Annotated in this window: 26 protein-coding genes; 20 read left to right on the top strand and 6 right to left on the bottom strand. The window is 51.6% G+C overall.

Going from position 1 to position 25,784, the window contains the following annotated elements:
* Positions 1–30 precede the first annotated feature (30 nt).
* Positions 31–630, top strand: a complete 600-nt coding sequence (gene pdxT / locus ACOQPU_RS13525) for a pyridoxal 5'-phosphate synthase glutaminase subunit PdxT (RefSeq protein ID WP_420645623.1) — start codon at positions 31–33, stop codon at positions 628–630.
* A gap of 2 nt (positions 631–632) precedes the next feature.
* Here the strand turns inward: pdxT and ACOQPU_RS13520 are convergent, their stop codons facing one another.
* The gene (locus ACOQPU_RS13520) at positions 633–1,724 is read right to left on the bottom strand and encodes a two-component system sensor histidine kinase NtrB (protein ID WP_420645622.1); all 1,092 of its coding nucleotides are present in this window, start codon (positions 1,722–1,724) and stop codon (positions 633–635) included.
* An 802-nt stretch (positions 1,725–2,526) separates the two neighbouring features.
* On the opposite strand from ACOQPU_RS13520, the gene ACOQPU_RS13515 reads away from it, so the two are divergent.
* Together ACOQPU_RS13515 and ACOQPU_RS13510 are read left to right on the top strand one after the other, a co-directional pair.
* Positions 2,527–3,879 (top strand): hypothetical protein, encoded by a 1,353-nt coding sequence (locus ACOQPU_RS13515; RefSeq protein ID WP_420645621.1) that lies wholly within the window; start codon positions 2,527–2,529, stop codon positions 3,877–3,879.
* A 105-nt stretch (positions 3,880–3,984) separates the two neighbouring features.
* Positions 3,985–5,751 (top strand): hypothetical protein, encoded by a 1,767-nt coding sequence (locus ACOQPU_RS13510; RefSeq protein WP_420645620.1) that lies wholly within the window; start codon positions 3,985–3,987, stop codon positions 5,749–5,751.
* A 204-nt stretch (positions 5,752–5,955) separates the two neighbouring features.
* On the opposite strand, the gene ACOQPU_RS13505 is transcribed toward ACOQPU_RS13510, so the two are convergent.
* Entirely contained in the window at positions 5,956–6,945 is a 990-nt protein-coding gene (locus ACOQPU_RS13505; RefSeq protein ID WP_420645619.1) for a phosphatase PAP2 family protein, read from the bottom strand.
* Between the two features lie 404 nt (positions 6,946–7,349).
* Between ACOQPU_RS13505 and ACOQPU_RS13500 the strand changes: the two genes are divergently transcribed.
* A complete protein-coding gene (locus tag ACOQPU_RS13500) occupies positions 7,350–8,027 on the top strand; it encodes a response regulator transcription factor (protein ID WP_420645618.1) in 678 nt (225 codons plus the stop codon).
* A 3-nt stretch (positions 8,028–8,030) separates the two neighbouring features.
* Positions 8,031–9,515: a sensor histidine kinase gene (locus ACOQPU_RS13495; protein WP_420645617.1), complete on the top strand. Its 1,485-nt coding sequence runs from the start codon at positions 8,031–8,033 to the stop codon at positions 9,513–9,515.
* A 65-nt stretch (positions 9,516–9,580) separates the two neighbouring features.
* Here the strand turns inward: ACOQPU_RS13495 and ACOQPU_RS13490 are convergent, their stop codons facing one another.
* On the bottom strand, positions 9,581–10,012 hold the full coding sequence (locus ACOQPU_RS13490; RefSeq protein WP_420645616.1) for a PspC domain-containing protein: 432 nt from the start codon (positions 10,010–10,012) through the stop codon (positions 9,581–9,583).
* A 316-nt stretch (positions 10,013–10,328) separates the two neighbouring features.
* Here ACOQPU_RS13490 and ACOQPU_RS13485 point away from each other — a divergent pair, with 316 nt between their 5' ends.
* The 13 genes from ACOQPU_RS13485 to ACOQPU_RS13425 all read left to right on the top strand — a co-directional run bounded on the left by ACOQPU_RS13485 (position 10,329) and on the right by ACOQPU_RS13425 (position 19,475).
* Positions 10,329–10,805: an NUDIX hydrolase gene (locus ACOQPU_RS13485; protein ID WP_420645615.1), complete on the top strand. Its 477-nt coding sequence runs from the start codon at positions 10,329–10,331 to the stop codon at positions 10,803–10,805.
* 7 nt (positions 10,806–10,812) lie between these two features.
* The gene (locus tag ACOQPU_RS13480; protein ID WP_420645614.1) at positions 10,813–12,303 is read left to right on the top strand and encodes a serine hydrolase; all 1,491 of its coding nucleotides are present in this window, start codon (positions 10,813–10,815) and stop codon (positions 12,301–12,303) included.
* A gap of 3 nt (positions 12,304–12,306) precedes the next feature.
* Positions 12,307–13,938: a serine hydrolase gene (locus ACOQPU_RS13475; protein WP_420645613.1), complete on the top strand. Its 1,632-nt coding sequence runs from the start codon at positions 12,307–12,309 to the stop codon at positions 13,936–13,938.
* Between the two features lie 132 nt (positions 13,939–14,070).
* Complete coding sequence (locus ACOQPU_RS13470) at positions 14,071–14,544, top strand: DUF420 domain-containing protein (protein ID WP_420645612.1); 474 nt, start codon at positions 14,071–14,073, stop codon at positions 14,542–14,544.
* Between the two features lie 187 nt (positions 14,545–14,731).
* Complete coding sequence (locus ACOQPU_RS13465) at positions 14,732–15,181, top strand: hypothetical protein (protein ID WP_420645611.1); 450 nt, start codon at positions 14,732–14,734, stop codon at positions 15,179–15,181.
* Complete coding sequence (locus ACOQPU_RS13460) at positions 15,171–15,434, top strand: type II toxin-antitoxin system RelE/ParE family toxin (RefSeq protein ID WP_420645610.1); 264 nt, start codon at positions 15,171–15,173, stop codon at positions 15,432–15,434. The genes ACOQPU_RS13465 and ACOQPU_RS13460 overlap by 11 nt, the downstream gene beginning before the upstream one ends.
* A 10-nt stretch (positions 15,435–15,444) precedes the next feature.
* Entirely contained in the window at positions 15,445–15,741 is a 297-nt protein-coding gene (locus ACOQPU_RS13455) for a HigA family addiction module antitoxin (RefSeq protein WP_420645609.1), read from the top strand.
* 161 nt (positions 15,742–15,902) lie between these two features.
* Positions 15,903–16,205, top strand: coding sequence for a DUF433 domain-containing protein (locus ACOQPU_RS13450; RefSeq protein WP_420645608.1), 303 nt, complete (start codon positions 15,903–15,905; stop codon positions 16,203–16,205).
* Positions 16,198–16,527, top strand: coding sequence for a DUF5615 family PIN-like protein (locus ACOQPU_RS13445; RefSeq protein ID WP_420645607.1), 330 nt, complete (start codon positions 16,198–16,200; stop codon positions 16,525–16,527). Before ACOQPU_RS13450 ends, ACOQPU_RS13445 begins: the two co-directional genes overlap by 8 nt.
* 153 nt (positions 16,528–16,680) lie before the next feature.
* Positions 16,681–16,944: a type II toxin-antitoxin system HicA family toxin gene (locus tag ACOQPU_RS13440; protein WP_420645606.1), complete on the top strand. Its 264-nt coding sequence runs from the start codon at positions 16,681–16,683 to the stop codon at positions 16,942–16,944.
* Positions 16,937–17,152, top strand: coding sequence for a type II toxin-antitoxin system HicB family antitoxin (locus ACOQPU_RS13435; protein ID WP_420645837.1), 216 nt, complete (start codon positions 16,937–16,939; stop codon positions 17,150–17,152). Before ACOQPU_RS13440 ends, ACOQPU_RS13435 begins: the two co-directional genes overlap by 8 nt.
* Positions 17,153–17,344: 192 nt before the next feature.
* Complete coding sequence (locus tag ACOQPU_RS13430; RefSeq protein ID WP_420645605.1) at positions 17,345–18,301, top strand: DUF6398 domain-containing protein; 957 nt, start codon at positions 17,345–17,347, stop codon at positions 18,299–18,301.
* Positions 18,302–18,485: 184 nt separating this feature from the next.
* Positions 18,486–19,475 carry a hypothetical protein gene (locus ACOQPU_RS13425; RefSeq protein WP_420645604.1) on the top strand — a complete coding sequence of 330 codons (990 nt, stop codon included), beginning with the start codon at positions 18,486–18,488 and terminating at the stop codon, positions 19,473–19,475.
* 42 nt (positions 19,476–19,517) lie between these two features.
* Here ACOQPU_RS13425 and ACOQPU_RS13420 read toward each other — a convergent pair whose 3' ends face one another.
* The gene (locus ACOQPU_RS13420) at positions 19,518–20,258 is read right to left on the bottom strand and encodes a hypothetical protein (protein WP_420645603.1); all 741 of its coding nucleotides are present in this window, start codon (positions 20,256–20,258) and stop codon (positions 19,518–19,520) included.
* Between the two features lie 49 nt (positions 20,259–20,307).
* The gene (locus ACOQPU_RS13415) at positions 20,308–23,352 is read right to left on the bottom strand and encodes a penicillin-binding protein (RefSeq protein ID WP_420645602.1); all 3,045 of its coding nucleotides are present in this window, start codon (positions 23,350–23,352) and stop codon (positions 20,308–20,310) included.
* Between the two features lie 267 nt (positions 23,353–23,619).
* On the opposite strand from ACOQPU_RS13415, the gene ACOQPU_RS13410 reads away from it, so the two are divergent.
* Both ACOQPU_RS13410 and ACOQPU_RS13405 read left to right on the top strand, forming a co-directional pair.
* Complete coding sequence (locus ACOQPU_RS13410) at positions 23,620–24,834, top strand: aminotransferase class I/II-fold pyridoxal phosphate-dependent enzyme (RefSeq protein ID WP_420645601.1); 1,215 nt, start codon at positions 23,620–23,622, stop codon at positions 24,832–24,834.
* Between the two features lie 45 nt (positions 24,835–24,879).
* Positions 24,880–25,356 carry a 23S rRNA (pseudouridine(1915)-N(3))-methyltransferase RlmH gene (locus ACOQPU_RS13405; protein ID WP_420645600.1) on the top strand — a complete coding sequence of 159 codons (477 nt, stop codon included), beginning with the start codon at positions 24,880–24,882 and terminating at the stop codon, positions 25,354–25,356.
* A 97-nt stretch (positions 25,357–25,453) separates the two neighbouring features.
* On the opposite strand, the gene ACOQPU_RS13400 is transcribed toward ACOQPU_RS13405, so the two are convergent.
* Positions 25,454–25,696, bottom strand: coding sequence for a hypothetical protein (locus tag ACOQPU_RS13400; RefSeq protein ID WP_420645599.1), 243 nt, complete (start codon positions 25,694–25,696; stop codon positions 25,454–25,456).
* Between the last annotated feature and the right edge of the window lie 88 nt (positions 25,697–25,784).

Genomic DNA, 25,784 nt, shown 5'->3' with positions numbered 1-25,784 from the left:
ATCACGGTATCTCTGTGGCAAAAAAAGCATATGAAAATCGGGGTTTTGGCATTGCAAGGTGCCTTCATTGAACATATCAAGATACTGGAATCGTTGGGCGTGGAGGCGGTGGAAGTGCGCCTGCCGGAGCAGTTGGCCGAGTTGGATGGGCTGATCATTCCCGGCGGCGAGAGTACCACCATTGGCAAGCTGGCGCGTCGCTTTGGGCTGATGGCACCGCTACACGAGTTTGCCACCGCCAAGCCAGTGTGGGGAACTTGCGCGGGGATGATTTTCCTGGCGAAAGAAGTGAGTAGCGGCACTGAAGGGAAAGATCAACCATTGTTGGGCGTGATGGATATTGTGGTGGCGAGGAATGCGTTTGGGCGGCAGGTGGACTCGTTTGAGACGAATTTGGATGTGGCGGTGTTTGCCAATGGGGACAAACGGCCGTTTCCCGCAGTCTTCATTCGTGCCCCCAAATTAGTCGCCGCCAAAGCAGATACCCAAATTATCGCTATGCTACCAGACGGTACGGCCGTTGCTGCCCAGCAAGGCCATTGGCTCGTCACCTCTTTTCACCCAGAATTGACGGGAGACGGCCGTTTTCACGAATACTTTTTGTCTTTGATTGAAGAAGAAGGGAAGTAGCGTTACAGGTTTCGAGGGAGAACCACTGTGAAGGTTGCGCCGCCGAGTTCGTTGTTTTCTGCCCAGATACGGCCGTTGTGCTGTTCCACAATTTGGCGAGAGATAAACAAGCCGAGCCCCGCCCCTTTGCCTAGCGGTTTGGTACTGAAAAATGGCTCAAAAATGCGCTCCAGCAGGGCCGGCTCAATACCGCTGCCGGTATCGCTGACGGAGAAGGCGTACGCTTCTTGAGGTGCGCCATTACCGTTTCTGCTGGGCACGTCGCGATTATCTGCAATGCGCCAAGAGCGAATTTCGACGGTGCCACCCCTGGTAGACATTGCATCGCGGGCGTTAATGAGCAGGTTGAGCAACACTTGTGTTAGGCGATTGTGATCCAGCACAATCGTCTTTAAGCTCTCATCGACCTGCTTCACCAGTTGAATATTGTATTCTCCCCGGAATTGATGCTGCACCAGCACCAGCGCGTCTTCGATAATCATGTTGAGGTCGGTAACGGCCGTTTGCATCTCCGCAGCATAAGAATAGTTTCGCAAAACTTCCACAATGCGTGCCGAGCGCCAGGCACTTTGCTCAATCATCTGCACGTAGCGCATCAACTGTTCCATCCCCAGGCTGTTTTCTTCAATTTCATGGAGCAAGTTGCTGCAAGTGGCAGCGATGATGCTCAAGGGCGTGTTGAGTTCGTGGGCCACGCTGGCGGTGAGCAAGCCAATGCCAGCCAGCCGCTGGATTTGTAGCAACGCTTCATTCAGTTGCTCAATTTCCTGCCAATGGGTAAATGAAACCATTGTGGTGCTGGTGATGTGGTCAGAAACGGGGGTGATGGCCAGATTGACGGTGACGGAACGGCCGTCTGGCTGGCGCAGGGTGGTTTGGTGAGGGAGGCATTCGGCCAAATTTTGCTCTGTTGCACCCAAATCAGCCCAAGTGCGGCCAATGAGCTGCTCAGAGTCCCAGCCTAAAATGCGTCCAGCGGCAGAATTGGCAGAGGTGACGATGCCGTTATCGTCTAAAACCAGCACGCCTGCCGACACTGTTTGCAGCAAATGATTGTAAAACGCTTCGGTTGTTTTTGGCTGGGTAATGACCATCGAATCTTTCCTGTGTAAAAGCGGGGAACTATTTGAAATAAGCAGAGCCGCTTCTCCCGCTTTTACTTGAGTAAATCACAATTTCGTGGCCCAATTTTCATCAAAACAGTTTTTGCGATTGACAAATTCCTCATCCCGAAGGCGTTTTGGCAACGCATTTTTGGATGGCGAGTTGGTGCTAAATAGCACCGTCTATAGCATACGTCAGGGGGCGGATCACGTCCGTATGTGCCCCGTAAAATCATCGTGAACACGGCGTGAACGGCCAATTTTGAGTACGTTTGTCTAGCACTTTTGCCCTACAGATTTTTCGTTAGGATTCGCGTACTATGTCTTCAGCAGAATAAAAAGTTAGGATTGATAGATGATCAAGAAGTACTTCCCAAAATGTACAGTTGATGAGCCGATTAAGCCACCAGTTATGTTTGCCCATATGATCTCAGTGGGGGCAGTGCCACAGAAGTGCAGTAAGTGTCTCCATTTCTTTGAAGGAGAATGCCTCAGGAGCGATGAATTATATCTACATCTGGATCACGGCCCTTGCGAAGTGACGGGAAACACAGAGCCAACTCCTATTGATGTGACTGAGTTGGGAGAGGGTAGGCTTCGAACTCGAGTAGAACTCCAGATTCCACAGAAGTGCGCCTCCTGCTCTTTTCTGAAGCTTGATCCGATTTTCCTGGCATACTGCTCGGCTGAGTCGGAAATCTGAGGAGATTTCCACTGAGGGTTGGATTGGGGAGAGTGGGAGCCGTCAGAATCCTAACCAAGCCGATGTGTTCGGTTTTTATGGAGCAGAAAAATGAAGAAGCTAACCCACTGGAGCCTGTTTGGCTCATTCCTCATTGCTAGCTTGTTGGCTGCCTTCTTCTTGTTAGATGGGCAGCCCCCACAGCCAGTACTGGCGCAGCCAACCGCTGTTGATTGCCCTCCATTACCCCCAGCCAGCGGTACGATTGTGAATGTGTCTACGGTAGCTGGGCTGCAAAATGCAGTGAATAACGCCACGTTTGGTGACACGATTCTTATTGCCGATGGTGTTTACAATTTGGACGGCGTTTATTTGCGAATTGATACGCCCAACGTGACGCTGCGCTCGGCCAGCGGCAACCGGGAGGCGGTTGTTCTGGATGGCAACTACGACACCACCGAAATTATCCAAATCGTGGCCTCAGAGGTGACGGTGGCGGACGTAACGCTGCGCGAAGCGTATTACCATCCTATCCACGTGATGACGACCGAGGCGGGGGACACGTTGAACACGCTCATCTACAACGTTCACATCATCGATCCGGGTGAGCAGGCCATCAAAATCAACCCAGCGGCAGATGGCACATTCCCGGATGATGGCGTGATTGCGTGTTCGCACCTTGAGCTGACGGATGCAGGACGGCTAGAAGTTCGCAACTGCTACACCGGCGGTATTGATGCCCATCAGGCAGAAGGCTGGGTGATTCGAGACAATTTGATTGAAGGTTTTTGGTGTGAAGAGGGGCTGTCGGAACATGGCATTCACCTGTGGCGGGGCTGTCGCGACACGATTGTGGAGCGCAATGTGCTGCGCGAAAATGCGCGGGGCATCGGCTTTGGTCTCGCCACCAGCGGCGAGACCCGCACCTACGGCGATAATCCTTGCCCCGATGCTGGCGGCGGCTACGTAGACCATTATGGTGGCATTATTCGCAACAACTTTGTCTTTGCCAGCCGGGCAGAGCTGTTTGCCTCGCAATATGGTTTTGACTGCGGTATTTGCCTTTGGCAGGCGTGTGGAGCGCAGGCGTTTAACAACACGATTGTTTCCACGCAAGCCCCCTTTTCCTCGATTGAGTGGCGCTTTGACAACACCGATGTGGAGATTAAGAACAATCTGGTAAGCCACAATTTGCGCGACCGGGGCGGCACGGCCGTTCTCAGTCACAATCTGGAAAATGCTCCCCTCTCTCTTTTTATGGATGCGCTCAACGGGGATTTGCATTTGCATAGCACAGCTGCTGTTGCCATCGACCAGGCCACACCCTTGGCGGAGGTGAGTGATGATCTAGATGGTGAGGGACGGCCGTATGGTCTCGCCCCCGACCTCGGTGCCGACGAACTAAACGCCCCACCCTTTGAACCAACGAATTGGGTTTATCTACCGCTGACCCATTCTGAATAATTTATCCACAGATTACGCAGATTGCACAGATTTTTCTCTTCCTCTGCAAAACTCTGTGGCTTCTCTGTGCATCTCTGTGTTCCGCTTTTAAAAATGAGGTGACCCATGAAAACGAAACAAACCATTGCATTTTTGCTTTTGTTCTTGATTTTGCTGTTCGGGACTTGGCCTGGCGCGCAAAAGTTGCTGGGCGCACCGCAGGGTGGCACGTTTTACGTTGCTACCACGGGCAACGACAGCACCGGCGACGGCTCCAACGGCAATCCGTGGGCGACGATTACCTACGCTCTGGACAATGTGACGGATGGCAGCTTGATTTTAGTGAAGCCGGGGATGTATAACGGCCGTATCCGCATTCGTGGCACGTTCCCTACTGGCGTAACGGTACGATCTGAGGTTCCCTACCAAGCGATCCTGCAAAACAATGATCGTGTCATCACCGCCTACGCGCATTCCAATGGCGTAGAGGGCATCACCATCGAAGGGTTTGAAATTCGGCACGATGGCCCCGGCGCGGCACCGCTGGTCGTTCACATCGACGGCGGTGGCGACGGCAGCGTGAGACACATCACTATTCGCAACAACATCTTGCACGACAGCTACGATAACGACATCCTCAAAATCAACAACGCCACCCACGATATTTTGGTCGAGGGCAACATTTTCTACAACCAGACGGGTTCCGATGAGCATATTGATGTGAACAGCGTGGAGGATGTGATTATTCAGGACAACGTTTTCTTTAATGACTTTGGAGGGAGCGGCCGTTCCAATCCCAACAACACCGGCAGCTACATTGTTATCAAAGATAGCAATGCCGGGGACGATATGTTTGTAGGCAATGACCGCATCACCGTGCGGCGCAACGTTTTCTTCAACTGGGCTGGCTCCACCGGCTCCAACTTTGTGCTGATTGGCGAAGATGGCCAACCTTTTTTTGAGGCGCGGAATGTGCTGGTGGAAAATAATTTGCTGCTGGGCAATTCGGCCAACGTGATGCGGGCTCCGTTTGGCGTGAAGGGGGGGCAAAATGTCACTTTTCGCAACAATACGGTTGTGGGCGATTTGCCTGCGCTGGCCTTTGCCTTCCGCCTCAATAGTGAAGGCAGCAATCCGGCCAATGAAAACATTCAATTCTTCAACAATATTTGGTCTGATCCGACTGGCACGATGGGGGCCAACGGCGGCGGCAGTAACGATTTTTCCGACACGCCGCCGGGGGAAACGAGCAGCTGGACGCTGGACAATAATTTGTACTGGAATGGCGGCACGGCCGTTCCCACCGACAGCGGTGAGCTGATCAACTACACAGATGACAGTAACCGACTGGTGGCCGATCCGCTGCTGCCAGGACAAGGTGGGCTAATTTTGCCGCGCTGGAATGGCAGCCAATTTGCCGATGGTTCAGCCACAATTGCGGACGTGTTTACCAATTTGGTCACGCTGTACGGCACGCCCTCAGGCAGCAGCCCGGTGGTGGATGCGGCCGATCTGGCCAACGCACCCACTGAGGATATTTTGGGCAACGGCCGTACCAATCCCGACATCGGCGCAGTCGAGATTATTCCTCAGCTACAGCTATTTGGCTCGCCCAACGACCAAACTATAGTGCTGAACTGGCAGGTGAACACGCCCGTTGACCCCGGCACGACTTGGCAAATTAGCTACAGCGGTCCGGCTGGCGACCAGCCATCCCCCATCATCGGTCTGGCGCAAGGCACACGCAGCTTCGTGCTCACCGGTCTAACCAACTACACCACCTACGACATCACGCTCAACGCGATGGTGTCTGGATCGCCTGTCCTCACCGACACAATTTCCATCTTTCCCACCGATTTGCTCACGTATTTGCCCGTTGTGCAAAAGGAGTAAGGTTGTCAGGATTGTGGTTGAAGAATCCTGGCGAATAAATTCACGGCAACCGATTGCAAAGCCCGCCTACGCGAGCTAAATTGGCAACAATTCAGTTGGCATAGGCCGACTTTGTCGCTGTTGTTGCAGATTTATCTGCCGTTCGGCCGTGTACAAAAGCTGCAGTTTCTTACTGCGTTCTAGCAGCGTGGAAAGAATCCACGGCTACATGGTCATTTCAATGCCGGGGTCTGGTTTGGCTTGGGCGAGCTTGAGCTTTACGAATGCCCAGGGCGCATAATAGGTTACCCACAGCGTCAGCAGAGCGTAGCGCAGCAGGCGCAGCGGCAATGCCAGCCAAAGCGGATCGTCGGGGAAAATCTGCCCCAGGCCTGCCCAAATAGCCACGGCGATGACCATTCCCAGCAGGTAGCGCACGGCTCGCTGCCAGATGGCACCTTCTACCAAAAAGCGAATGCGGCTGCGCTCTAGCACCAAGCCAATACCCGCACCGAGCAAGCTAGATACGGCCGTTACAAATCCCTCCAAGCTCTCCAACTCTATCTCTGGAATGCGGCTGGCCCAATCAACCGTCAGGTCCGGTTCGCCAATGATGAGCCGGATGATGCCGTAAACGGCCGTAAACGCCACAGGTACCGCAACAACCGTGAGCAGCCGCTGCCCCAAAATGCGCTTCTCGAAGTGAGTCTGATACCGTCGCTGCCAAATCAGGTAGCCACCCAGCACCAGCAGGCCAAGCACAAACCCAGCCGCCACATCATGCACAAAATGGGAACCTAGGTAAATGCGGCTAATCCCCATCACAATGATCATAAGGATGGCAAATAACCACATCCAACGTCGCCGAACCCAGGTGGCGGCAAACAAATAAATGGTAGTCGTAAACTGGGTGTGCCCACTGGGGATGCCATACCCGCCGTCTGTGAACTTTTCTAGGGTGGGATCCAGCCAAAACGGCCGTGGCTGCCGAAACGCGTGCTTAAGGGTCGTGTTGAGCACATTCCCCACCAAAAAAACATAAGCCAACGCCCGCCCGGCTTCTTTGTGGACGCTCCAATAAATCAGCGGAAACAGTGCCAAATAAAACTCTTCAATGCCCAGTGTGCTGATCAGTTGGAAAAAACCTTCTAATTGGGGGAAAGTTGTTTGAAACCAACGTGAGGCGTCTAAGCCAAATTGTAAAAGGGAGTCCATGTGTTCGCTCCTACATCAGGAACATAGATGAGAGATTAAGAAACATCTGCATTGGTGGACTGGTGAATCATTCATTTGTACTATTAACAAACCACAGATAAATTTTGGATTTACGAAAAGGGTTTCTCCGTGGTTTGCTCAATTAAAAGCTAATTTCGAGACCATTCTAATTCAAAGTTCTGTTTGGTTTTTACAACATACTGTTTTGAAATAAAATCCAGTTATTCTGCGGAGAAGCAGAATTTAGCGGAATATTGAATTTTTTCATCTTCCCGCGACCATTGTAACCTTGCTCCGCTGATTCGGACAAACTAATTTGCCAATACAGGCACGTTTTATAAGCAATTTTTCGCATAGGTTCGCTATTTGAACCAGACTGCTTGATGACTATTTTGGAGGCTAATATGACCGTTCGCATTCTCGTCATTGAAGACGAAGAACGAATTCGACAGTTTTTACAAAGAGGGCTGAGCTTTGAGGGGTATCGGGTGGATACGGCCGCAGACGGCCAAACTGGCCTAGACCTGGCCCGTGAAAATCCGCCGGACCTGGTGCTGCTAGACCTGATGCTCCCTGGCATGGACGGCATCGAAGTATGCCGTCGCCTGCGCGCCGTGAGCGATCTACCAATCTTAATGCTTACTGCTAAGGAAACCATCGAAGACCGAGTCACTGGTTTGGATGCGGGTGCCGATGATTACCTGGTGAAACCATTTGCCTTTGATGAGCTGATGGCGCGGGTTCGCGCCTTGCTGCGCCGCTCCCAGCCCTCCCAGCCACAGGTGTACCGCTTTGCCGATTTGGAACTGGATACCGGCACGCGCCAAGGTCGCCGAGACGGCCGTATCTTTGACCTCACCGCCAAAGAATATGAACTGCTGGAGCTATTTATGCGGCATCCGCGTCAGGTGCTCACCCGCGATCTCATCTTCGACCGCGTTTGGAACTATGATTTTGGTGGTGAAAGCAACATCATTGAAGTATACGTGCGCTACCTGCGCCAGAAAACAGAGGAAGGGGATTTGCCCCGCCTGATTCATACCGTACGTGGCATTGGCTACGTCTTGCGCGAAGAGTCGTAAACTTTGTCTATTCAGAACCGCCTCCTCTTTGTTTATACTTCCATCTTCATGGTGGCTTTTCTGCTGTTTGCTGCCATTGTGTACCTGCTGCCGCGCAGCCGCATTAACGAAGAGGTAGACGCAGATCTGCATACCTTGGCAAATGAGCTGCTCTCTGCCGAAGTATTTGAAGAGCCAGACGGAACCGTGCGCCTGGGCATTGATCCCGGTTTAGATAATTTGGAAACGGCCGCATCCTTTTTTCAGGTTATGGACCGAGATGGGGGAGTTACCCTGCAATCCAGAAATATGGAGACGCTGCCGCCAGACTTTGGATTGCTAGACAAACACAGTCTGCAAGAAATAGAAACCCTCAACTTAGTTACCCGTGGCGAAAGCACCATGCGCGTGCTGACGACGCCGCTTGTTAACGAAGGTGAGGTTGTCGGTTATTTACAGGTGGGGCGGTTGGTAGACAATATCGTAAGTTTCAATCGTTTTCTGGTGATTGCCCTGTTTGTGGGCTTTGCTGGTGCGTTTGCCTCTCTCTTTTTGGCGGTTTTGCTTACCCCCAGCTCCTTCAAACCGCTAGAAGATATGGCCGCTGTCGCTCGCCAAATCACCAATGCAGACGACCTCAGCCGCCGCGTCCCCAACACAGAGCGCACCGATGAGATTGGCGTACTGGCTCGCTCGTTTAACCAGCTTCTGGAACGTTTAGAGCGGTTGTTTCAAACGCAGCAGCGGCTGCTGGCCGACGTCTCGCATGAGCTGCGCACCCCGCTCACTGCTATCCGGGGCAATGTAGACCTCATGCGCCGCATGGGGGATGCCGATCTGGATTCGCTGGAAATTATTCAGGAAGAGATTGAGCGGATGACTCGGCTGGTTGGGGACTTGCTGCTGCTGGCGCGTGCGGATGCAGGCGGCTTGCCGCTGGAAAAACAAAAAGTTGAGCTGGATAACCTGCTGTTTGAGGTATACCGACAGGTGCGACTGCTAGAAAATGAAGTTGAAGTGAAGGTGACAGAAGTTGATCAGGCTTGCATTATGGGGGATGTGGATCGATTGAAGCAGCTACTGCTGAATCTGGTGGGCAATGCGATTAAATATACGCCTGATGGCGGCACAGTGGACATCAGCCTCTCTAAGAAAAATGGCTGGGCTTACCTAAAAATTGCCGACACGGGGATGGGAATCCCTGCTGAGGATTTGCCCTATATTTTCGACCGATTTTATCGCGTGGACAAAGCGCGGGCACGCGGCCATTCTGGCCAGGGCAAGGGGGGCGCAGGTTTGGGATTGGCCATTGCCAAATGGATTGCCCAGGCGCATGGTGGCAATATTGATGTGATGAGCAAGGTGGGGGAAGGTACAACCTTTACCATCATTTTGCCGATTTTGGTGGAAACCAGACCGACTACGGCCGAATCTGTAGCGGATGAGTTGAGCAAAACGCGGCCAGGACTGCGCGCACTCGGTGCTACTTTTAGGCGTTCTTCTTCATAAAAAAATGGCCGTCTGGTGTGGACGGCCGTTCTCAAAACGATTCAATTGTGTTTATACGTGTTCGCCTATTGGCTATCCTCGCGCCGCATTAACAGGTAAATGCCCCCGCCAATCAGAGCAATCGACCAAAATACGACCCCGTTGAGCCAATCCAGCCAACCAAACTGCGACATCAGGAAGTAAATACCAAATAAAATCAAGATGGTACCGACTGTGCCGGGACGATTTAGCCGCCCCACCTTGCTAGATACAGTTTGGCTCAGATCATCGAAGTTGTCTTGCAGTACGGTGCTGCCGGGTTCACCCGCTACCGCTTCGCGGGGCATGATAACCCACAAAACTAGGTAAATTGGCCCACCAATGCCGCTGGCAAATAGTAACAATACAAAGAGAAGCCGCACCCAAACGGGGTCCAAGTTCAAATATTCTGCCAAACCGCCACATACACCGGCGATCATTTTGTCTGTTTCGCTGCGAGTTAATCTGTTTTCAGACATTGTTGCCTCCATCATGAGCAACGCTCATTTGTTGAACTACCCGCCTATACGTCAGCCAGTAATGAAAGTTTCGCTAATTTGACGGCCAATTTTGCAAATGAGTGTGGGCTAAATTGCACTTAAACGGCAGAATAATGTTTTGCGCATCAGACGGTCAACAACTGACGGTGACGGCCGTTTTTGTTATACTGGCTCGTCAATAAATTGATACCATTCAGCCTGTGGCTGTAAGAACTAATTTTGGCAACACTTTTGGTAGTTGCCAATTGAGTTGTATAAAAGGTAAGCAACGGCCGTCTTGGTCAACAAAACTTGCATGTGGAAACAGAAAGCGGCCAAACTTGTTAAAATACCGCTGGCCCAATGGGGAATGCGCCTCATGATCCAGTTGACAGTACCGCGGACGCGCGTGGGCGTGGCCGTCGTCGCTGTGAATGAAGATTTAGACGTTTTCATGGTGCGCCATGTCTTCCATCCGCTCTACGAGTGGGGCTTGCCCGGCGGCTGGCTGAAGAAAAATGAAGCACCCATTGCTGGTGCCTTGCGTGAATTAAGGGAAGAAACGGGATTAACGGCCAACCTTGGCCCTGCCATCTCTGTCCAACATGATCCGGAAACGGTGCATATTGGCATTGCCTACCCTGCCAGGCTAAACCCTGGCAATGTGCAGCTAAGCCATGAGCTAATCGAGGCGCGCTGGTTTGCGTGTCAGGCGTTGCCAAAGCCACTTACGCATCATACACAGTTGGCAATTGAAGCGGCCGTTGCTTACTACAAAAATGTGGAGAATTAGGTAAAAGATGAATCGACGTTCCTCCCCAGGTGCGGGACAATGGTTCACCGTTGTCATACTGGTAGGCACATCCTTATTTCTTTTGATCAAGCTGTTCCAGTTTGCCAGCTTGCGCGGAAATTACCCAACCGGGCTAACCGTGGCCGGTGTGACGGTAGGCGGGCTGTCGCCTGGCGAAGCAACAAACGTGCTTACTAACCGATACATTGAAGCACCTGTCATCATCTATCATGGTCAGGATCGGTTTGAGATTAGCCCGGCTGACGCTGAATTTGAGCTGGATTTAGAAGCAATGTTAAGCCGCGCCGACATCGAGCGCACCCAGCAAGATTTCTGGGCTGGCTTTTGGGGGTTTTTGTGGGGCGAGCCGGTGGAAGTGACCCCGGTAGAGCTGTCGGCAACGCACAATCGGGAAGCGTTGCGCCGCGTATTGGCAGATATTTCTGCCTTGATGGATGAGCCGACTCAACCCGCCCAGCCCGTGCCCGGTACGTTTAGCTTTCAATATGGCGAGACAGGCACGATTACCAACATTGAAGCCAGCTTTGCCGACATAGAAGGTGCGCTTTACCGTGCCTCCAATCGTGAAGCGCGGCTGATAGTAGAACCCAGCAACCCGGAACGGCCGCAAATCAACCTGCTCACTCGACTTTTGGTTAACAGCCTGCAAGATTATGAGCAAATTACGGGCGGTGCCGCCAGCATGTTTGTAATGGACCTCAACTCTGGCGTGGATGAAATCGCCATCAACGCCGATTTGCCGATGTCTGGTATGGATTTGTTGAAGCTGCCCATTGTGCTGGAAACGTATCGGCTGCTGGATCAGGAACCCACGCTTACGCAATCGTCGTGGATTTCCAGCACCTTGTCAGCAGATTTAGGCAATGAGGGGGCCAACCAACTGCTGCGCTTTGTGGCTGGGCAAGATGACCCTCGTTTAGGTGCGGAATTGGTAACGCAAACGATGCAGCGTCTCGGTTTGGTAAACACCTTTATTGTGCTGCCCTATGATAGTGATCCACCGGCAGGAACGGTACGGCCGTCTACGCCTGCCAATTCCACCGAAGAAGTCCGCACCTTGCCCAATCCATACCTGCAAACCACTGCTGAAGATATGGGAACGCTGCTTTCCATGCTTTACTACTGTGCCGAGGGCAAAGGCGGTACCTTAATGGCCGTCTTTGAAGGGGACATTAGCCAGACAGAATGCCAAACGATGTTGGCGTTTATGCTGCAAAACAAGATTGGTAGCCTCATTGAGGAGGGGGTGCCGCAGGAAACGGCCGTTGCCCATCGCCACGGCTGGATTAGCGATACGCACGGAGATGCAGGCATTGTTTTTTCCCCTGGCGGTGATTATGTGATTGTGCAATTTTTATACAAGCCAGATTGGCTGGAGTGGGAAATTAGCTCACCCTTGTTGGCAAACCTGTCTCGCGCGACCTACAACTACTTCAATTTCGACAATCCCTATTTGGCCGATGCCCGGACGAACTAGCCCATGTTAAAGGCGATTCAAAAATTCCTGACCATAATTTTGCTGGCTGTTGGCTTGCTATTTTTGGGTTACCAGGCCTTTTTGTACAGCTTGGTGCGTGAAAAACTGCCCACGGCCACCATGATTGCGGGCATTGACGTGGGTGGCATGTCACGCGAGGAAGCGGCAAATGCACTGAGGGCGCATTATTGGTCACCTGTTACCCTGCAACATCTCGAAGAAGAGGTTGACATAAACCCGCAGGATGTGGGGTTCAATCTGGATGTTGAGGCGATGTTGGATCAGGCCGAAGCGGCACGCGGCGAGGTGCCGTTTGCGGAAGGATTTGTCGAGTTCTTGCTCAACCGCTCGTTTGAAACAACGTCAGTTCAAGTTGTGGCCGGGCATGACCAGGCCGCCTTGCGAACCCAGCTTGAAAACGTAGCCAGCTTCTTGGACAAGCCTGCCACCGCTCCGCAACTGATGTTAGGCGCGGGCAGTAACTACCAGCCAGGTGAAGCAGGCTATGTTACCGATGTAGATGCCAGTTTGCCAGCCGTTGAGATGGCACTCTATCAGGCCGATGTTGAAGATCGCCAGGTTGAGCTGGTGATTGAAATGCAGGAACCAGCCGAGCTAAACATGGATGTGCTGCGTACGCAAATTGAGCAGGTGATGGCCAATGATGGGCAAGGTTTGCTGGCAAGCGTGTTTATCATTGATTTAGAGACGGGGGAAGAACTGGCCATCAATGCCGACCAGTCGATTTCCGGTTTGAGTATTTTGAAGATTGCGATTTTTGTAGAGGCGTACCGCCGACTGGATGGGCCGCCGAATGAGTATGTGCAGGGGATTTTGTATGATACGGCCGTTCAATCCAGTAACTATGGTGCCAACCTGCTGCTGCATGAAATTGCGGGCGAAGCCAACACCTACGAGGGGGCTGAACTGCTTACCGAGTCACTGCATCGGCTGGGACTGGTAAACACCTTCATGGCGATTCCGTATGATGCCATCGCCGTCTCCACGCGCCCAAACACATATACCACGCCAGCCAACAACGGTGCCAGCCTCATTTTTGAGCCAGACACGGCGCGGCAAACAACGGCCGAAGATATCGGGACACTGCTGGCAATGATTTACCATTGCGCCAACGGCGGTGGTGCGCTGCTGGCTGTTTACCCCGGCGAGCTAACCCCGCAGGAATGCCAGGCCATCATCGACCTGATGATTTTGAATGAAGAGGGAAATCTAATTCGCTTTGGCGTGCCGGAAACCACGCTTGTCTCTCACAAGCATGGCTGGGATGAGGTGACGCATGGTGACGCGGGCATCGTTTTTTCGCCCAATCGGGATTATGTGATTGTGGAATATTTGCATTTTCCCCAAGGTGACTTTTTGCTGCACGATTTTAGCTTCCCCATTTTGCGCCAGTTTGCCCAGCTTACCTACAATTATTTCAACTTTCAGGAACCATACACCGAAAATGTGGTAGACCGGGCCTTGCGCGAAGCGGCCGCAGCCGCTGCGGCGGAAGCAGCACTCGATGCCGAGGCAGATGCGGAATCTCCTGAAGGGGAAGAAGAGAGTGCCGAAGAAGGGGAAACGGCCGTAACGCCTACCGCCACTCCTGCTACCCTCACCCCAACCCCCTGATCCAGCCCCACAATCATTCCGTTACGCAATTTGCGCGATGCATGATGTGCGCGTGGTTTGCTTGCCATTGCAGTAGCTTCGTTCATATAATGCGTGGGACAGAACTCGACAACAACCAAAAGAGAGGACCTGATGCTTAGTGGCGATGGATTTTTAGCCCCAGCAAGCTACATGGGGGCAGATTTGGCTCTGGTGGCAGAGCTGCTATTTTACATGCTCATTTGCGTTGCCGTGGTTGCCCAGCGACGCGGCAACTACCATCTGCATGACCGGATTCAGACGCCAGTGGTGGTGCTGAACTTCTTTTTCATCATCATTATCATGGTGTTGTCGCTGCGGTATGAGAATGTACCCAGCGAGTTTGTACAACGGCCGTTTGAACCGTTTTATCTCGTTGTGGTTATCCATGCCGTTTTGGGGACCATTGCCCAACTTCTGGCCACCTACTGTTTATTGGCTGGGCACAAAATCTTGCCGCGCAAAATCGGCCGTTTGCGTTACTGGATGTGGGCCACGTTTATTGTATGGACGGCCGCTGTGGCGATGGGCGTGTACACTTACTACATTTGGTACATCGTCACGCCAGAACGGCCGCATTTGTTTTAGCATTGGCGTTTCCATTTGGTATGGTCGGCGACTGCTGGCTGCTCCTTTTGCTGATTGGGGCAGCGAAACTGTGGCCATGTTCAGCTTCTTCACCAACCTCACGTTTGCTGAAGGGGAGGGGAGGTTTTAAGGTAGATTCAAACCGAAACAGTTTACAAACGGCCGTAATCACGCTATCGTTTCAGCCATGAATACAGAAACAATCGCCACTATCCTGATCATTCTTGGCTTTTTCATCATCTTCCCCCTGTTTTGGAGCATCATCGTCTTCCTTATTTCTCGCCTGGGCGGCTGGGGCAGCATGGCCGAATCGTATACCCACCATGAACCGCACGCAGCCGAATGTTTCCCCTTACAGAGTGCCATTTTGCGACTCTCATCCAGCTATAGAAACGTGGTTAAAATTTGCGCCGACGAAGAGGGCGTTTACTTCTCGGTGATGTTTCTCTTCCGGCCGGGACATCCTCCCTTCTTTGTGCCCTGGGGAGAAATCAGCGGGATAAAAAAGAACTACTTCCTCTATAACGTCGTTGACTTGCGTTTTCAACGCACGTCCAATCTGCCTTTCCGTGTATATCAACGTACTGCTGATAAACTGGTGGCTGTGGCAAACGGCCGTTGGACTTATGAAGAATGAGGTAGATTGGTGGAACGGCCGTTTCTCCAAAAAATTGCCTCACACTATCCAGCGAATTGCTGAACGAAAATTGATCATGCTTCATCGCGCCACAAATTTGAATGATCTTCGCGTTCCGCCAGCGAATCGGCTGGAAGCATTAAAGGGTGATCGTGCAGGGCGGCACAGCATTTGTATCAACGATCAGTGGCGAATTTGCTTTGAATGGCGCGAAGATGGTGTTTATGCTGTTGAAATAGTGGATTATCATTGAGGTGATAATTATGAGAGAGTATCCTCCCATCCATCCTGGTGCGATTTTACAGGAAGAATTTCTGAAGCCCATGGAAATTAGCCAATATCGCCTGGCAAAAGATATAGGCGTGCCCGCCATGCGTATTAGCAAAATTGTTCGCGGCGAACGCGGCATTAGTGCCGACACGGCCTTGCGACTGGCGCGTTACTTTGGTATGTCGGTTGAGTTCTGGACAGGCATCCAGACCCACTATGAGATTGAAAAGGCAAAAATGACGTTGGGCAACCGATTAGAGGCAGAGGTCAAAGTCTTGGCATCAGTATGATTTGGTTCAAATTGGCATGGTTAGCGGGGTTTTAGGACGGCCGTTTCCCATTTGCCAGTTGGTTGGGGGGAGAGGCGAGATTTCCAAAAAATCGAGTATAATCTTGATGTGAAGTTGATTAGATGTAAGTTGCTGCATCAAATTTGAGCGGGGAAACAGATATGACTGTACAAACGCTAGACCATTATATCGAAAAGACAGAAGGCGTGATAGGCGGCAAGCCCCGCATTGCGGGACGGCGCATTGCGGTGCAGAACATTGTCATCTGGCACGAATGGTTGGGGATGAGTGCCGATGAAATTGCCACTGAATACGATTTAACATTAGCTGAGATTTATGCCGCATTAGCTTACTACCACAACAATCCAGTCGAAATTGACGAGGCAATTAAAGCCAGTGAAACCCTCGTTGCCGAAATGAAAAAGAAGATTCCTTCCAAACTACCCATTCAGTTTAATGAGTGAGATTCGGTTCCAAACAGATGAACATATCCCGGCGGCTGTTATTGCCGGGCTAAAGCGTCGTCGTGTGGATGTCTTGAGTACGCCACAAGCGGGCTTGCTGGGTGCTGCTGATGGAGAGCAGTTGGCTTTTGCCGCGCAGGAACAGCGTGTTTTGATAACGCAAGATGACGATTTCTTGGCACTTCATGCTCAGGGTGTGCAACACGCCGGGATCGTTTTTGTGCAGCCAAAACAATCCATTGGCTACATGGTGCGTGGCTTGCACTTCATTTTTCAGGTGCTTTCGGCTGAGGAAATGGAAAATCACGTGGAATTTTTGTAAAGTCCATGGCCATTTCCCATTTGCCAGTTGGTTGGGGTGAGGTGTGGGGGGGATACGGCCGTGCTCGTTCTAAAATGTAGATTCTAAATCAGCTTTCTGTTAACATAATTGCGACCCTAATAGAAAATTGACCAAATATGATAAACTCCAGGCATGGGCAAGAAAGAAAAAATACTTCTAAAGGTTATGCGAGGTACATCAGATGCCAATATTTCCTTCAACGATCTGTGCCTGGTGCTGCATCATCTAGGTTTTAACGAGAGAATTAAGGGCAGCCATCATATTTTTACAAGAAGTGACGTAGAGGAAATCCTGAACTTGCAGCCGAAGCGCAGCAAGGCAAAGGCTTATCAGGTTAAACAAGTCCGCAATATCATTTTGCGCTACAAGCTAGCCGACGAGGGTGATGATGAGTAAATACAAATACGAAGTAATTATTTATTGGAGCGATGAAGACAAAGCTTTTATTGCCGAAGTTCCTGAGCTGCCTGGCTGTGCCGCCGATGGTGGAACGCATGGCGAAGTTTTGAGCAATCTGGAAACCATTATTGATGAATGGATAGAAACCGCTCAAGCTCTGGGACGGCCGATTCCAGAACCGAAAGGTCGCTTGATGTTTGCTTAGAAAAAGCTATGTGAGGATTCCAAAAAACGGCCGTTTCCCAGCGCAAAAGTGTGTCCTGAACGGCCGTTTCTCATTTGCCAGTTGGTTGGGGTGAGGTGTGGGGAGGATATGGCCGTACCCGGTCGCTTTCTTCTTCAGATAAAATTGTAGTAAACGAGCTGGGTGAGACAACTAGAATAAGGAGTTGCGCAGATGGCTAAGAAAAAATCATCACGCGTTCCCAAACAGTTGAAGCCGAAATTTGAGGCTATTACTGAATTAACTGATGCAGTTTGCAACGCGCATCTTGACCAAGAGTATGCTGAATATGCCCGTTATTTAGCGGCTGCCCTTGCTCGAAAACGGCCGTCTCCCATTGCGCGGGGACAAGCAAAAAGCTGGGCTGCGGGTATCGTCCATGCTTTAGGGCTGGTCAACTTTCTTTCAGACCAAAGCTTTGAGCCAAGCATGAGGGTGCGTGACCTGTGGAAACTTTTTAACGTCAGTGAAGCAACTGGCTCCAGCAAGTCCCTTCAAATTCGCAAGATGTTCGATATGTATCAATTTGATCCTGAATGGACCTTACCGAGTCTCATGGAGATGAATTCAATGGCCTGGATGGTGCAAACGCCGGATGGCTTTATTGTGGACGCTCGCTCATTTCCATACGAAATGCAGCAAATGCTAGCTGAGGCAGGAATCATCCCATACGTTGATGCGGATGAACCAGAAGGCATGTCAAAATCGATTCAACCGATTGCGGAAGGGGTTAAGCAGTGCAAGCTGTGTGGCAATGTGGAGAACTTGATACGCACACCTTGCTGCAATAACTGGATTTGCGATGATGCGGATACCTATGTGATGTTTTCTTACGCGCGTAATAGCTGCTATCGCAACCATGATCGCTATACGCTTTGCGCCGCCCATTGGCATGAAGATCATGAAGGGCGCTGGCAGGATTGCCAAGCCTGTCTTGATATGATGGAAACGGAAATGTACGTTTACTACGGCACAAATGAATACAATTTTGAGCCACTCAAAAGCCCACCAAGCTATGAGCCAACGCATTGTAGCCAGTGCAATCGCGTCATTCGCTTGGCGGAGGATGGGTATTCAATCTCAAGCAAGGGGTATGTTTGTTTGGATTGTGCAAACTCGCATTTGGGCTAAATTGGGCAACGGCCGTTTCCCATTTGCCAGTTGGTTGGGGTGAGGTGAGAGGGGTGGAGATACGGCCGTATCCCACCAAAACATGAATAGCATAGCTTTCGCAATTTGCGCCGCCAATTGTAGCAAAATGAATTTTCTCGCTAATAAAATACTACGGCGGGATAAGGAACTATAGAGGTCGAAAATGTCCAATCAGATCATCCTCAGTTATCCGTTTTCAGGCTCACTTTACGCTTTCTTCGCAGATGAATTAGGTGCACACCATACGGATTCTAACCATCCTTATTACTTGACTTTGTATGGTAAAAATTACCGTGAATTGTTAGATTTGAGTCTCACGCTTGCTGTACTATATAAAGAAATCATTATTAAACCTGTTGATAATCCTTTGCCAGATATGGCAAGCTGGGAAACTGAACGAGGGTATGAAAATAAGGAACTGGGCATTTATTCACCTTTTGAAGATTGGTATAGTGCGCAAGGTGAAATTACGGATCAGGTCAACAAAGATATGTCTGATTCGGTCATAAATACAATTTTACGGAGGGTGCCCAAGCAAAATTGGCAACAAATTCTAAGAGACACTCGTTATGAAATACGGCTAGCTAAAATGTATGGATGCCCAGTAATATGCTCTGGTGGAAGACGAGCACTTATTCAAAGGATGGCTGAACTTGATGAGTCAAATAGGGAAGTAGGCACGGTGTCGGAATCTTCTCTCAAAGCAATCGAAGATTATATTGACATATCTGGGCTAATTTTTAATCCTCGTACCCTAGATTCTGTATATGAACTCAAGGCTGACAAAGACCTCCGTAGCTACGCGGACGATTTTGTTTCTCTGGTGCACGGATTTAAAGATGAATCAAATGTCAAACAGCGACTTCTTGAACTCATTCATGAATCGATTAATAAATCCGGTATTTCTGCTAAGGCTGCTGGATTTTTTGATGCAACCTCTACAGTGTTGGAGGTAATTGGTTTGATTCCGATTCTTGGCAATGTAACGTCACTCGCTGGTATTGTGTCTTCTGGGGCTTCTTACGGTGCAAAAAAATATCAACGTAAGCAAGAATGGTATCAACTCACTCCGCAAATCCACAAGACTTTGTCTACTAACCAGATTATATCTCGTGTAGCCGAGGAGCTGAACAGCGTTCGAGAAAACCGCTGAAATGCACTCTAAAATACCAGAAGATTATTCACCTATTGAGCTTTATACAAAATTAGGTTTGCCCCTTCGAATACTACAAGGAACAAATTCACCACATTCAGAGATTTTTTCAGAACAAGTAATCTCCAGCCAAGTGGGAGGAATATTTGCCTCCTCTGCATATACTGCAACTCGAATAAAATAAGTACCAGGTCTCAAAGAAGGGGTCGAACCTGGTGATGGAGAATTATTTCCCCCCTTTGAAAGAATCATTGGTGGTTCAAGCACAACTCGTAAGGTTATCGGAGTTAAGTTATTTTGCTTCACCTGTCCGATATCGAGATACTCAAAATCGTAATAGCCCTGAATATTTATAGGGCTGAAACCTGTGTGATTGCCGTCTTGCCTTGCCCAATAGAGAGTTAGGGGGTCAAACTTTTCAAGTTGTTCACCAGTTTCTGTCCATATACTGACAATTCGACCTACGCACTTGTCTGCGGCTGTTAAGCCATAATTAACAATCCCTAACCGCATAAACCAACTTGCTGTATCTCCTTGTTCCGTAGGCGCAGAGCATCGAACTTTGTCGATAAAAAAAGTTAGTCGAGGTTTTCTAACCACTGGTCGTATTGTTGCTAGATAAACTACTACGATAGACAAAGTGAAGCTAATACCAGTTAGCGAATTTTCAAACAAGAATATTGTAATTAGACCTATGATAATAATTATGATGGCGGCAATAATATCTATGTCTTTTAGCCAAACTGCCCATTCAGGCACATGCTGATCAGTTTCTTTATTCATAAATTTCTCAACTACACTTTTGCATGTTGAAAATATCTACCCAATAACATCAATTCCGTTCCACGAGACAGACGGATACGGCCGTATCCCCCCCACTCACATTCCCAGCCGCATCAACAGCCACCACCCGGAAACTGTGACAACCAGGCCCCGGAATGTCCCACTTTTCCGTAAATGGCGGCACCGTGCTGATGGCAAACGGCACCTCCGCCCCGTCCACATAAAACTCTACCCGGTTTAGCGACACATCATCCGCCACCTGCGCCTGCACAATCACCCACTCCTCGTCGGTGAAGATTTGCTGGTCAGGCAGGGGGAAGAGAATTTCGGCCGTGGGCGGCGTGTTGTCCACCGTCACCTGGACGCTGTACTCCTCAAAGCCGCCGTCCTGGCGCACCACCGTCAGCAGCAGCGTGTACAACCCTTGCAGCCCAGACACATCCCACACGGCCAGCTCCGCATTTTCGCGTGGCTCGGTCACATTATCCGCCAGCGTTTGCAGATTGTCGGGCGTCAATCCTTCAAAATAGGCCAATCGGTAAAAGGCAAAATTGTCACTGCGGGCGGTGCCGGTAATCACCACCTGCCCCTGCACAAAGGCAAACGGCGCGGGCGCACTGATGCGAATGTTCTCATCCGGGCTGTCCGGCGCGGTGATCGTGTCGTACTCGTCCGGCGGCTGCGGGATTTCGTTTTCGCGCACCCAGTCGGCGGCGGCGTCCGGGTAAACCACAAATAGCTCCCGGTCGATTAGCTCTGGCGGCGTGTAAATCGTCGCCAAGCGGCCCGTCTCCCGGTTGATGGCAAACTCCTGGTACATATTGTCAAAAATGGTCGGTTGCGTGCCGTCAATAAAAATCTCCGAGACGGTGGGGCAGAAGGAGGTGGGCAGCAGGCCAGACAGATTGCACACTGGCTGTTCCACGATGCCCGTGGGGCGCGGCCAATTTTCTAGCGGTTCATCCTGCAACGCCCAACTCATGAGGGCATTCCAGATGGGCGCCGCGCCTTTGGAACCGGGCACATCTTGCATCGGGCTGTTGTCGCTGTTGCCAATCCAGACGCCGGTGACCAGCTGCGGCGTGTAGCCAATGGTCCAGCCGTCGCGGAAGTCGTTGGTGGTGCCGGTTTTGGCTGCGGCGGGGCGATTGTCTGGCAGTTCCAACACGTTGGGGCAGCCAAAGCCCGCGCAGCGCGCGCTGCGATCCGATAGCATATCGTTCATGACGTAGGCCAGTTGGGCGGTGAGGATTTCGCGCCGCTGGGGCTGATTGTATTCGTACAAAACGTTGCCGTTTTGGTCCTCCACGCGCAGGATGGCAACGGGGTCTAGCGTGCGGTAGCCGGGGCGGATTTGCTCCGCCGGACGGGGCTGGCCGACCATCACGCCCATGTTGTCCATCACCGAAAAAGCGTACACCATATCCAGCAAGGACACCTCGCCCCCGCCGAGGGTGAGGGAGAGGCCATAGCTGCCGCTGCCCTGATCCAGGCTGTTGATGCCCAGGCTGTGAGCGGTACGGAGGACTTTGTTCACGCCGACCCAGCTCATCACCTGCACGGCAGGGACGTTGTAGCTGTTGGCTAGTGCCTGGCGCAAGCGCATCGGGCCGTGAAATTGGCGGTCATAGTTTTGCGGTACATAGGGAATGCCGTTGTTGGCTTCGCTAAAGTCAGTTTCTACATCCAGCACCATGCTGGCGGCGGAGTAGCCCTGGCTGAGGGCGGTGAGGTAGGTGAATGGCTTGAAGGCGGAGCCGGGCTGGCGCAGGCCGTCTACGGCGACGTTAAACGAGCCGTCGATGCTTTCGTCCCAATAGTTCAGGCTGCCGACCATGGCTTTGATTTCGGCGGTGCGGGGGTCTAGCATGAGTACGGCCGCATTCCCCACCTCATGATCCACACCCTCATCACCGGGTCGCAGCGGCGGCAAAAAATTGAGGGCGGCGCAGCTAGATTGCTCGTCGGCGGGCAGGCCGGGGCCTATGACGCCTGAAAGGCGGTTAACGTGAGCGCGGGCGACGCATTCTGCCTGCTGCTGGGTGGTGAGATCGAGGGTGGTGTAAACGCGCAAGCCGCCGCCCAGCACCAGTTCCGGGCCAAACATCTGCTCTAGCTGCTGCTGCACGTACAGGGCAAAATGGGGGGCAATAATGTCGAAGCGGTCAGTAATAGCGTTGACGACGGGGACGGGGAGGACTTTGGTAGATTCGGCCGTTTCCGCACTAATCATCCCCTCCCGCACCATCGCATCCAACACCAACTCCTGCCGCGCTTTGGCCGCTTCCGGGTTGTTGATGGGGTTCAGCGCGGGAGATTGGGGAATGGCGGCCAGCATTGCGGCTTCAGCCAGGGTCAGTTCGGCGGCGGGTTTGTCGAAGTAAATGCGGGCGGCGGCTTCAATGCCGTAGGCCAGATTGCCGTAAAAGTTGGTGTTGAGATACCATTCTAAAATTTGCTCTTTGCTGTAATTCTCGGCCACCTGCCGGGCCAGCAGCAGCTCTTCCAGCTTGCGCTGGTAGTCGTCCAAGCCCACCTCGCCCACAATGCGCCGTTCCGGTTCGATAAGATTGTTTTTGACCACCTGCTGGGTGATGGAGGAACCGCCCTGAATCTCGCCGCCCTGCAAAATGTATTCGTTGAAGGCGCGGCCAATGCCGATCATGTCGAAACCTTGATTGGTCCAAAAGGTACGGTCCTCAATGGCGACGGTGGCGTCGATAAGCTGCTGCGGCGTTTGGTCGAGGGGCAGCCACTGGCGGTCGCCGCCGAGCGGGTCTATGATTTCGTAGATAAGGGTGAGGTCGCGCTGGCCATCGGCGGTTGGCTGGCCCCAGGCGTAGATTTTGCTGGTCTCGAAGGTGGCGCTGCTATCTCGCCCTAACTGTTCCAGCTCGGTGAAGTTAGGCAAATCGCGCGTAAAGCTGGCGAAGACGGCCGTACCCCCCACAGCCCCCAGCAAAATGAAGGTGAAGACGGCCGTTGCCAAACCCAACACAATCACACTCACCCAACGAAAAACGTTGAGTCCGCTGCGCTGCCGGCGCTGCTGACGCCGAACGCGCCATTTGATGATGCGGGTGGGTTTTGGCATCTCTCTCCAGTGAACAGTGTTCAGTAGGTCAGTGTTCAGTAAAGAGATGGCAGTTACTGATTACTGACCACTGACTTACTGGTTACTGACGACCGGATTGTCGCAGGATTGCAGGCGGGGGGCAAGCTGAGGTAAGCTATTCTGAGCAACGTTTTAGGCAGGAATGCGTAACTTGTTGAGAAATGGCTGAGCCAACGATAAAATTACGGTGTTGTTCAGGCACGATGGCGACAACCTGAACCTATTTTGTGTGATGAGGAGAGATCAATGATTGGTGAAACCACGTTGAAAAAGCCGGAACTCGTACCGGAAACTTTGTGGGATATTGAACATTACAAAGAGGTGGGACTTTATTTCTACTTGGAAGCGACGCAGGATATTTTGCCAAACGGCCGTGTCAATGTAGAAAATCACGGCGAGATGATTATGCTGGGGAGCTACTCTTACTTGGGTCTCATTGGACATCCTGAAATTAACGCAGCGGCCAAAGCGGCCGTTGATAAATACGGTACCGGCACCCACGGTGTGCGCCTGCTGGCCGGTTCCCTCAAGCTACACAACGAATTAGAAGCCCGCATTGCCCAGTTTAAGCAAACCGAAGCGGCCATCACCTTTTCCAGTGGCTACGTAACAAATTTAGCCACCATTTCCAGCTTGCTACGGAAAGGGGATACGGTCATTTGCGACAAGCTAAACCACGCCAGCATTGTAGATGGCTGCATGTTGGCGATGGCCAAATTTGTCCGTTTTCGGCACAACGACATGGATCATCTGGAAAGACGATTGCAGGAGGCGGGGGCGAACGGCCGTAAATTGGTCATTGCCGATTCAGTTTTTAGCATGGATGGTGACATCATTAATCTGCCGGAAATGGTGCGCCTGTGCCGCAAATATGGTGCCTATTTAATGATTGATGAAGCCCATTCCATTGGCGTGCTGGGCGAGACAGGGCACGGCATTGAAGAACATTTCGACTTACCGCCAGACAGCATCGACATCAAAATGGGTACGTTGAGTAAGGCAATCCCTAGCGCGGGTGGCTACGTAGCTGGTAATAAAAAGCTGATTCAATTTTTGAAGCATGAAGCCCGCGCCTTCATCTTTTCCGCGGCAATTCCACCCGCTTCCGCTGGGGCAGCCAAAGCAGCCTTCGATGTGATTGAGGCAGAGCCATGGCGCGTGAAGAAGCTGCAAGATAACTATGATCATTTTGCTGGTCGGCTGCGTCGTGCCGGATTTGATCTGCTCCACACCGAAACTGCCATTGTACCGGTGGTCTGTGGCAGCACAGACCGAGCAGCGATGCTGGCCAAATATTGCCGGGATCGCGGCATTTTTGTGCAGGCGGTGGTGGCTCCAGTAGTGCCAGAAGGCCAGGCGCGGCTGCGTGCCTGCGTCTCTGCTGCTCACTGCCTTGAGGATATTGATTTTTGTGCCGACACGATTATTGAGGGGGGGCGGCAACTAGGCGTTATTCAGTAATCAGTTTACTGACTTACTGATCACTGAATACTGGCCTACTGAGCTATGCGACTAAACGGCCGTCTCACCATCGCCACCGTGGGGAAAATCAAAAACAGAGCGTGGCTGGCTGCCCAGCAAGATTATGTCAAAAGGCTAGGGCGGTACACCACGCTCAATCTAGTTGAGGTGAAAGATGTGGTTGGCCGCAGCGTTCCCGACGACGTGGCGATGGCCAAGGAAGGAGAGCAACTGCTGAAAGTGGTCAGCGACAGCCACCGCCTTATCGCCCTCACGCCCACGGGCAAAATGCGGAGCAGCCCCGGTTTGGCAAAATGGCTGCAAAAGAGGGTGGTGGAAAACGGCCGTATCGCCTTTCTCATTGGTGGCCCATTGGGCTTTTCAGACGAGGTGCTGGCTGCCTGTCACGAAGAAATCTCCCTCTCCCCCCTTACCTTTACCCACGAACTGGCCCACATCTTGCTGCTGGAGCAGCTTTACCGCGCCTGCACCATTTTGGCGGGTGAACAATATCATAAGTAGAAACGGCCGTTTCCCACCAAAAAAGCCCGCGCCACCCTTCTAAAGGGGAGCTACGGGCTTCGTTTTTTGCGTTGCCAGACGTGGCGGTACTTTTAGCCTAACGCTCTGGATAATAATCTATCGCCCCCTCATCTGCCATGACCTCTGGGTAACCGGTGTGGTCTAATAGCTGCCGAACGGCCGCTGCTTCACCCATGTGGTAAAAGTAATGATTATTGGTGCGCTGCAAAACTGACCCCAGGTTTTCTGGATAGACCCAACCAAAATAGGAAGTTAGATGCCAAATCCAATCCCACTGTTCCCATACTTCGCGCTTACTGCTTGCTTGATTTTCTATCATAATTAGTATAGTCCGTAACCATCGAGGCTTTTTACGTTAATACTGTAGCAGCAACTTTCCACGACACCCTGATTTTTCCGCCAGATAG

The sequence above is a fragment of the Candidatus Leptofilum sp. genome (assembly GCF_965223285.1).
In the GTDB taxonomy this organism is placed as follows: Bacteria; Chloroflexota; Anaerolineae; order Promineifilales; family Promineifilaceae; genus Leptofilum.
The sequence above is the reverse complement of the archived record's forward strand: the minus strand, read 5'-3'. Positions and strand labels throughout refer to the sequence as shown.

Excerpts from the sequence above, each read along its gene's own strand:
- pdxT (WP_420645623.1), top strand. The coding sequence starts at position 31 with ATGAAAATCGGGGTTTTGGCATTGCAAGGTGCCTTCATTGAACATATC.
- ACOQPU_RS13475 (WP_420645613.1), top strand. The coding sequence starts at position 12,307 with ATGTTAAAGGCGATTCAAAAATTCCTGACCATAATTTTGCTGGCTGTT.
- ACOQPU_RS13420 (WP_420645603.1), bottom strand. The coding sequence starts at position 20,258 with ATGAATAAAGAAACTGATCAGCATGTGCCTGAATGGGCAGTTTGGCTA.
- ACOQPU_RS13470 (WP_420645612.1), top strand. The coding sequence starts at position 14,071 with ATGCTTAGTGGCGATGGATTTTTAGCCCCAGCAAGCTACATGGGGGCA.
- ACOQPU_RS13400 (WP_420645599.1), bottom strand. The coding sequence starts at position 25,696 with ATGATAGAAAATCAAGCAAGCAGTAAGCGCGAAGTATGGGAACAGTGG.
- ACOQPU_RS13465 (WP_420645611.1), top strand. The coding sequence starts at position 14,732 with ATGAATACAGAAACAATCGCCACTATCCTGATCATTCTTGGCTTTTTC.
- ACOQPU_RS13445 (WP_420645607.1), top strand. The coding sequence starts at position 16,198 with ATGAGTGAGATTCGGTTCCAAACAGATGAACATATCCCGGCGGCTGTT.
- ACOQPU_RS13450 (WP_420645608.1), top strand. The coding sequence starts at position 15,903 with ATGACTGTACAAACGCTAGACCATTATATCGAAAAGACAGAAGGCGTG.
- ACOQPU_RS13485 (WP_420645615.1), top strand. The coding sequence starts at position 10,329 with ATGTGGAAACAGAAAGCGGCCAAACTTGTTAAAATACCGCTGGCCCAA.
- ACOQPU_RS13415 (WP_420645602.1), bottom strand. The coding sequence starts at position 23,352 with ATGCCAAAACCCACCCGCATCATCAAATGGCGCGTTCGGCGTCAGCAG.
- ACOQPU_RS13410 (WP_420645601.1), top strand. The coding sequence starts at position 23,620 with ATGATTGGTGAAACCACGTTGAAAAAGCCGGAACTCGTACCGGAAACT.
- ACOQPU_RS13440 (WP_420645606.1), top strand. The coding sequence starts at position 16,681 with ATGGGCAAGAAAGAAAAAATACTTCTAAAGGTTATGCGAGGTACATCA.
- ACOQPU_RS13515 (WP_420645621.1), top strand. The coding sequence starts at position 2,527 with ATGAAGAAGCTAACCCACTGGAGCCTGTTTGGCTCATTCCTCATTGCT.
- ACOQPU_RS13435 (WP_420645837.1), top strand. The coding sequence starts at position 16,937 with ATGAGTAAATACAAATACGAAGTAATTATTTATTGGAGCGATGAAGAC.
- ACOQPU_RS13490 (WP_420645616.1), bottom strand. The coding sequence starts at position 10,012 with ATGTCTGAAAACAGATTAACTCGCAGCGAAACAGACAAAATGATCGCC.
- ACOQPU_RS13430 (WP_420645605.1), top strand. The coding sequence starts at position 17,345 with ATGGCTAAGAAAAAATCATCACGCGTTCCCAAACAGTTGAAGCCGAAA.
- ACOQPU_RS13460 (WP_420645610.1), top strand. The coding sequence starts at position 15,171 with ATGAAGAATGAGGTAGATTGGTGGAACGGCCGTTTCTCCAAAAAATTG.
- ACOQPU_RS13510 (WP_420645620.1), top strand. The coding sequence starts at position 3,985 with ATGAAAACGAAACAAACCATTGCATTTTTGCTTTTGTTCTTGATTTTG.
- ACOQPU_RS13520 (WP_420645622.1), bottom strand. The coding sequence starts at position 1,724 with ATGGTCATTACCCAGCCAAAAACAACCGAAGCGTTTTACAATCATTTG.
- ACOQPU_RS13405 (WP_420645600.1), top strand. The coding sequence starts at position 24,880 with ATGCGACTAAACGGCCGTCTCACCATCGCCACCGTGGGGAAAATCAAA.
- ACOQPU_RS13500 (WP_420645618.1), top strand. The coding sequence starts at position 7,350 with ATGACCGTTCGCATTCTCGTCATTGAAGACGAAGAACGAATTCGACAG.
- ACOQPU_RS13425 (WP_420645604.1), top strand. The coding sequence starts at position 18,486 with ATGTCCAATCAGATCATCCTCAGTTATCCGTTTTCAGGCTCACTTTAC.
- ACOQPU_RS13455 (WP_420645609.1), top strand. The coding sequence starts at position 15,445 with ATGAGAGAGTATCCTCCCATCCATCCTGGTGCGATTTTACAGGAAGAA.
- ACOQPU_RS13480 (WP_420645614.1), top strand. The coding sequence starts at position 10,813 with ATGAATCGACGTTCCTCCCCAGGTGCGGGACAATGGTTCACCGTTGTC.
- ACOQPU_RS13505 (WP_420645619.1), bottom strand. The coding sequence starts at position 6,945 with ATGGACTCCCTTTTACAATTTGGCTTAGACGCCTCACGTTGGTTTCAA.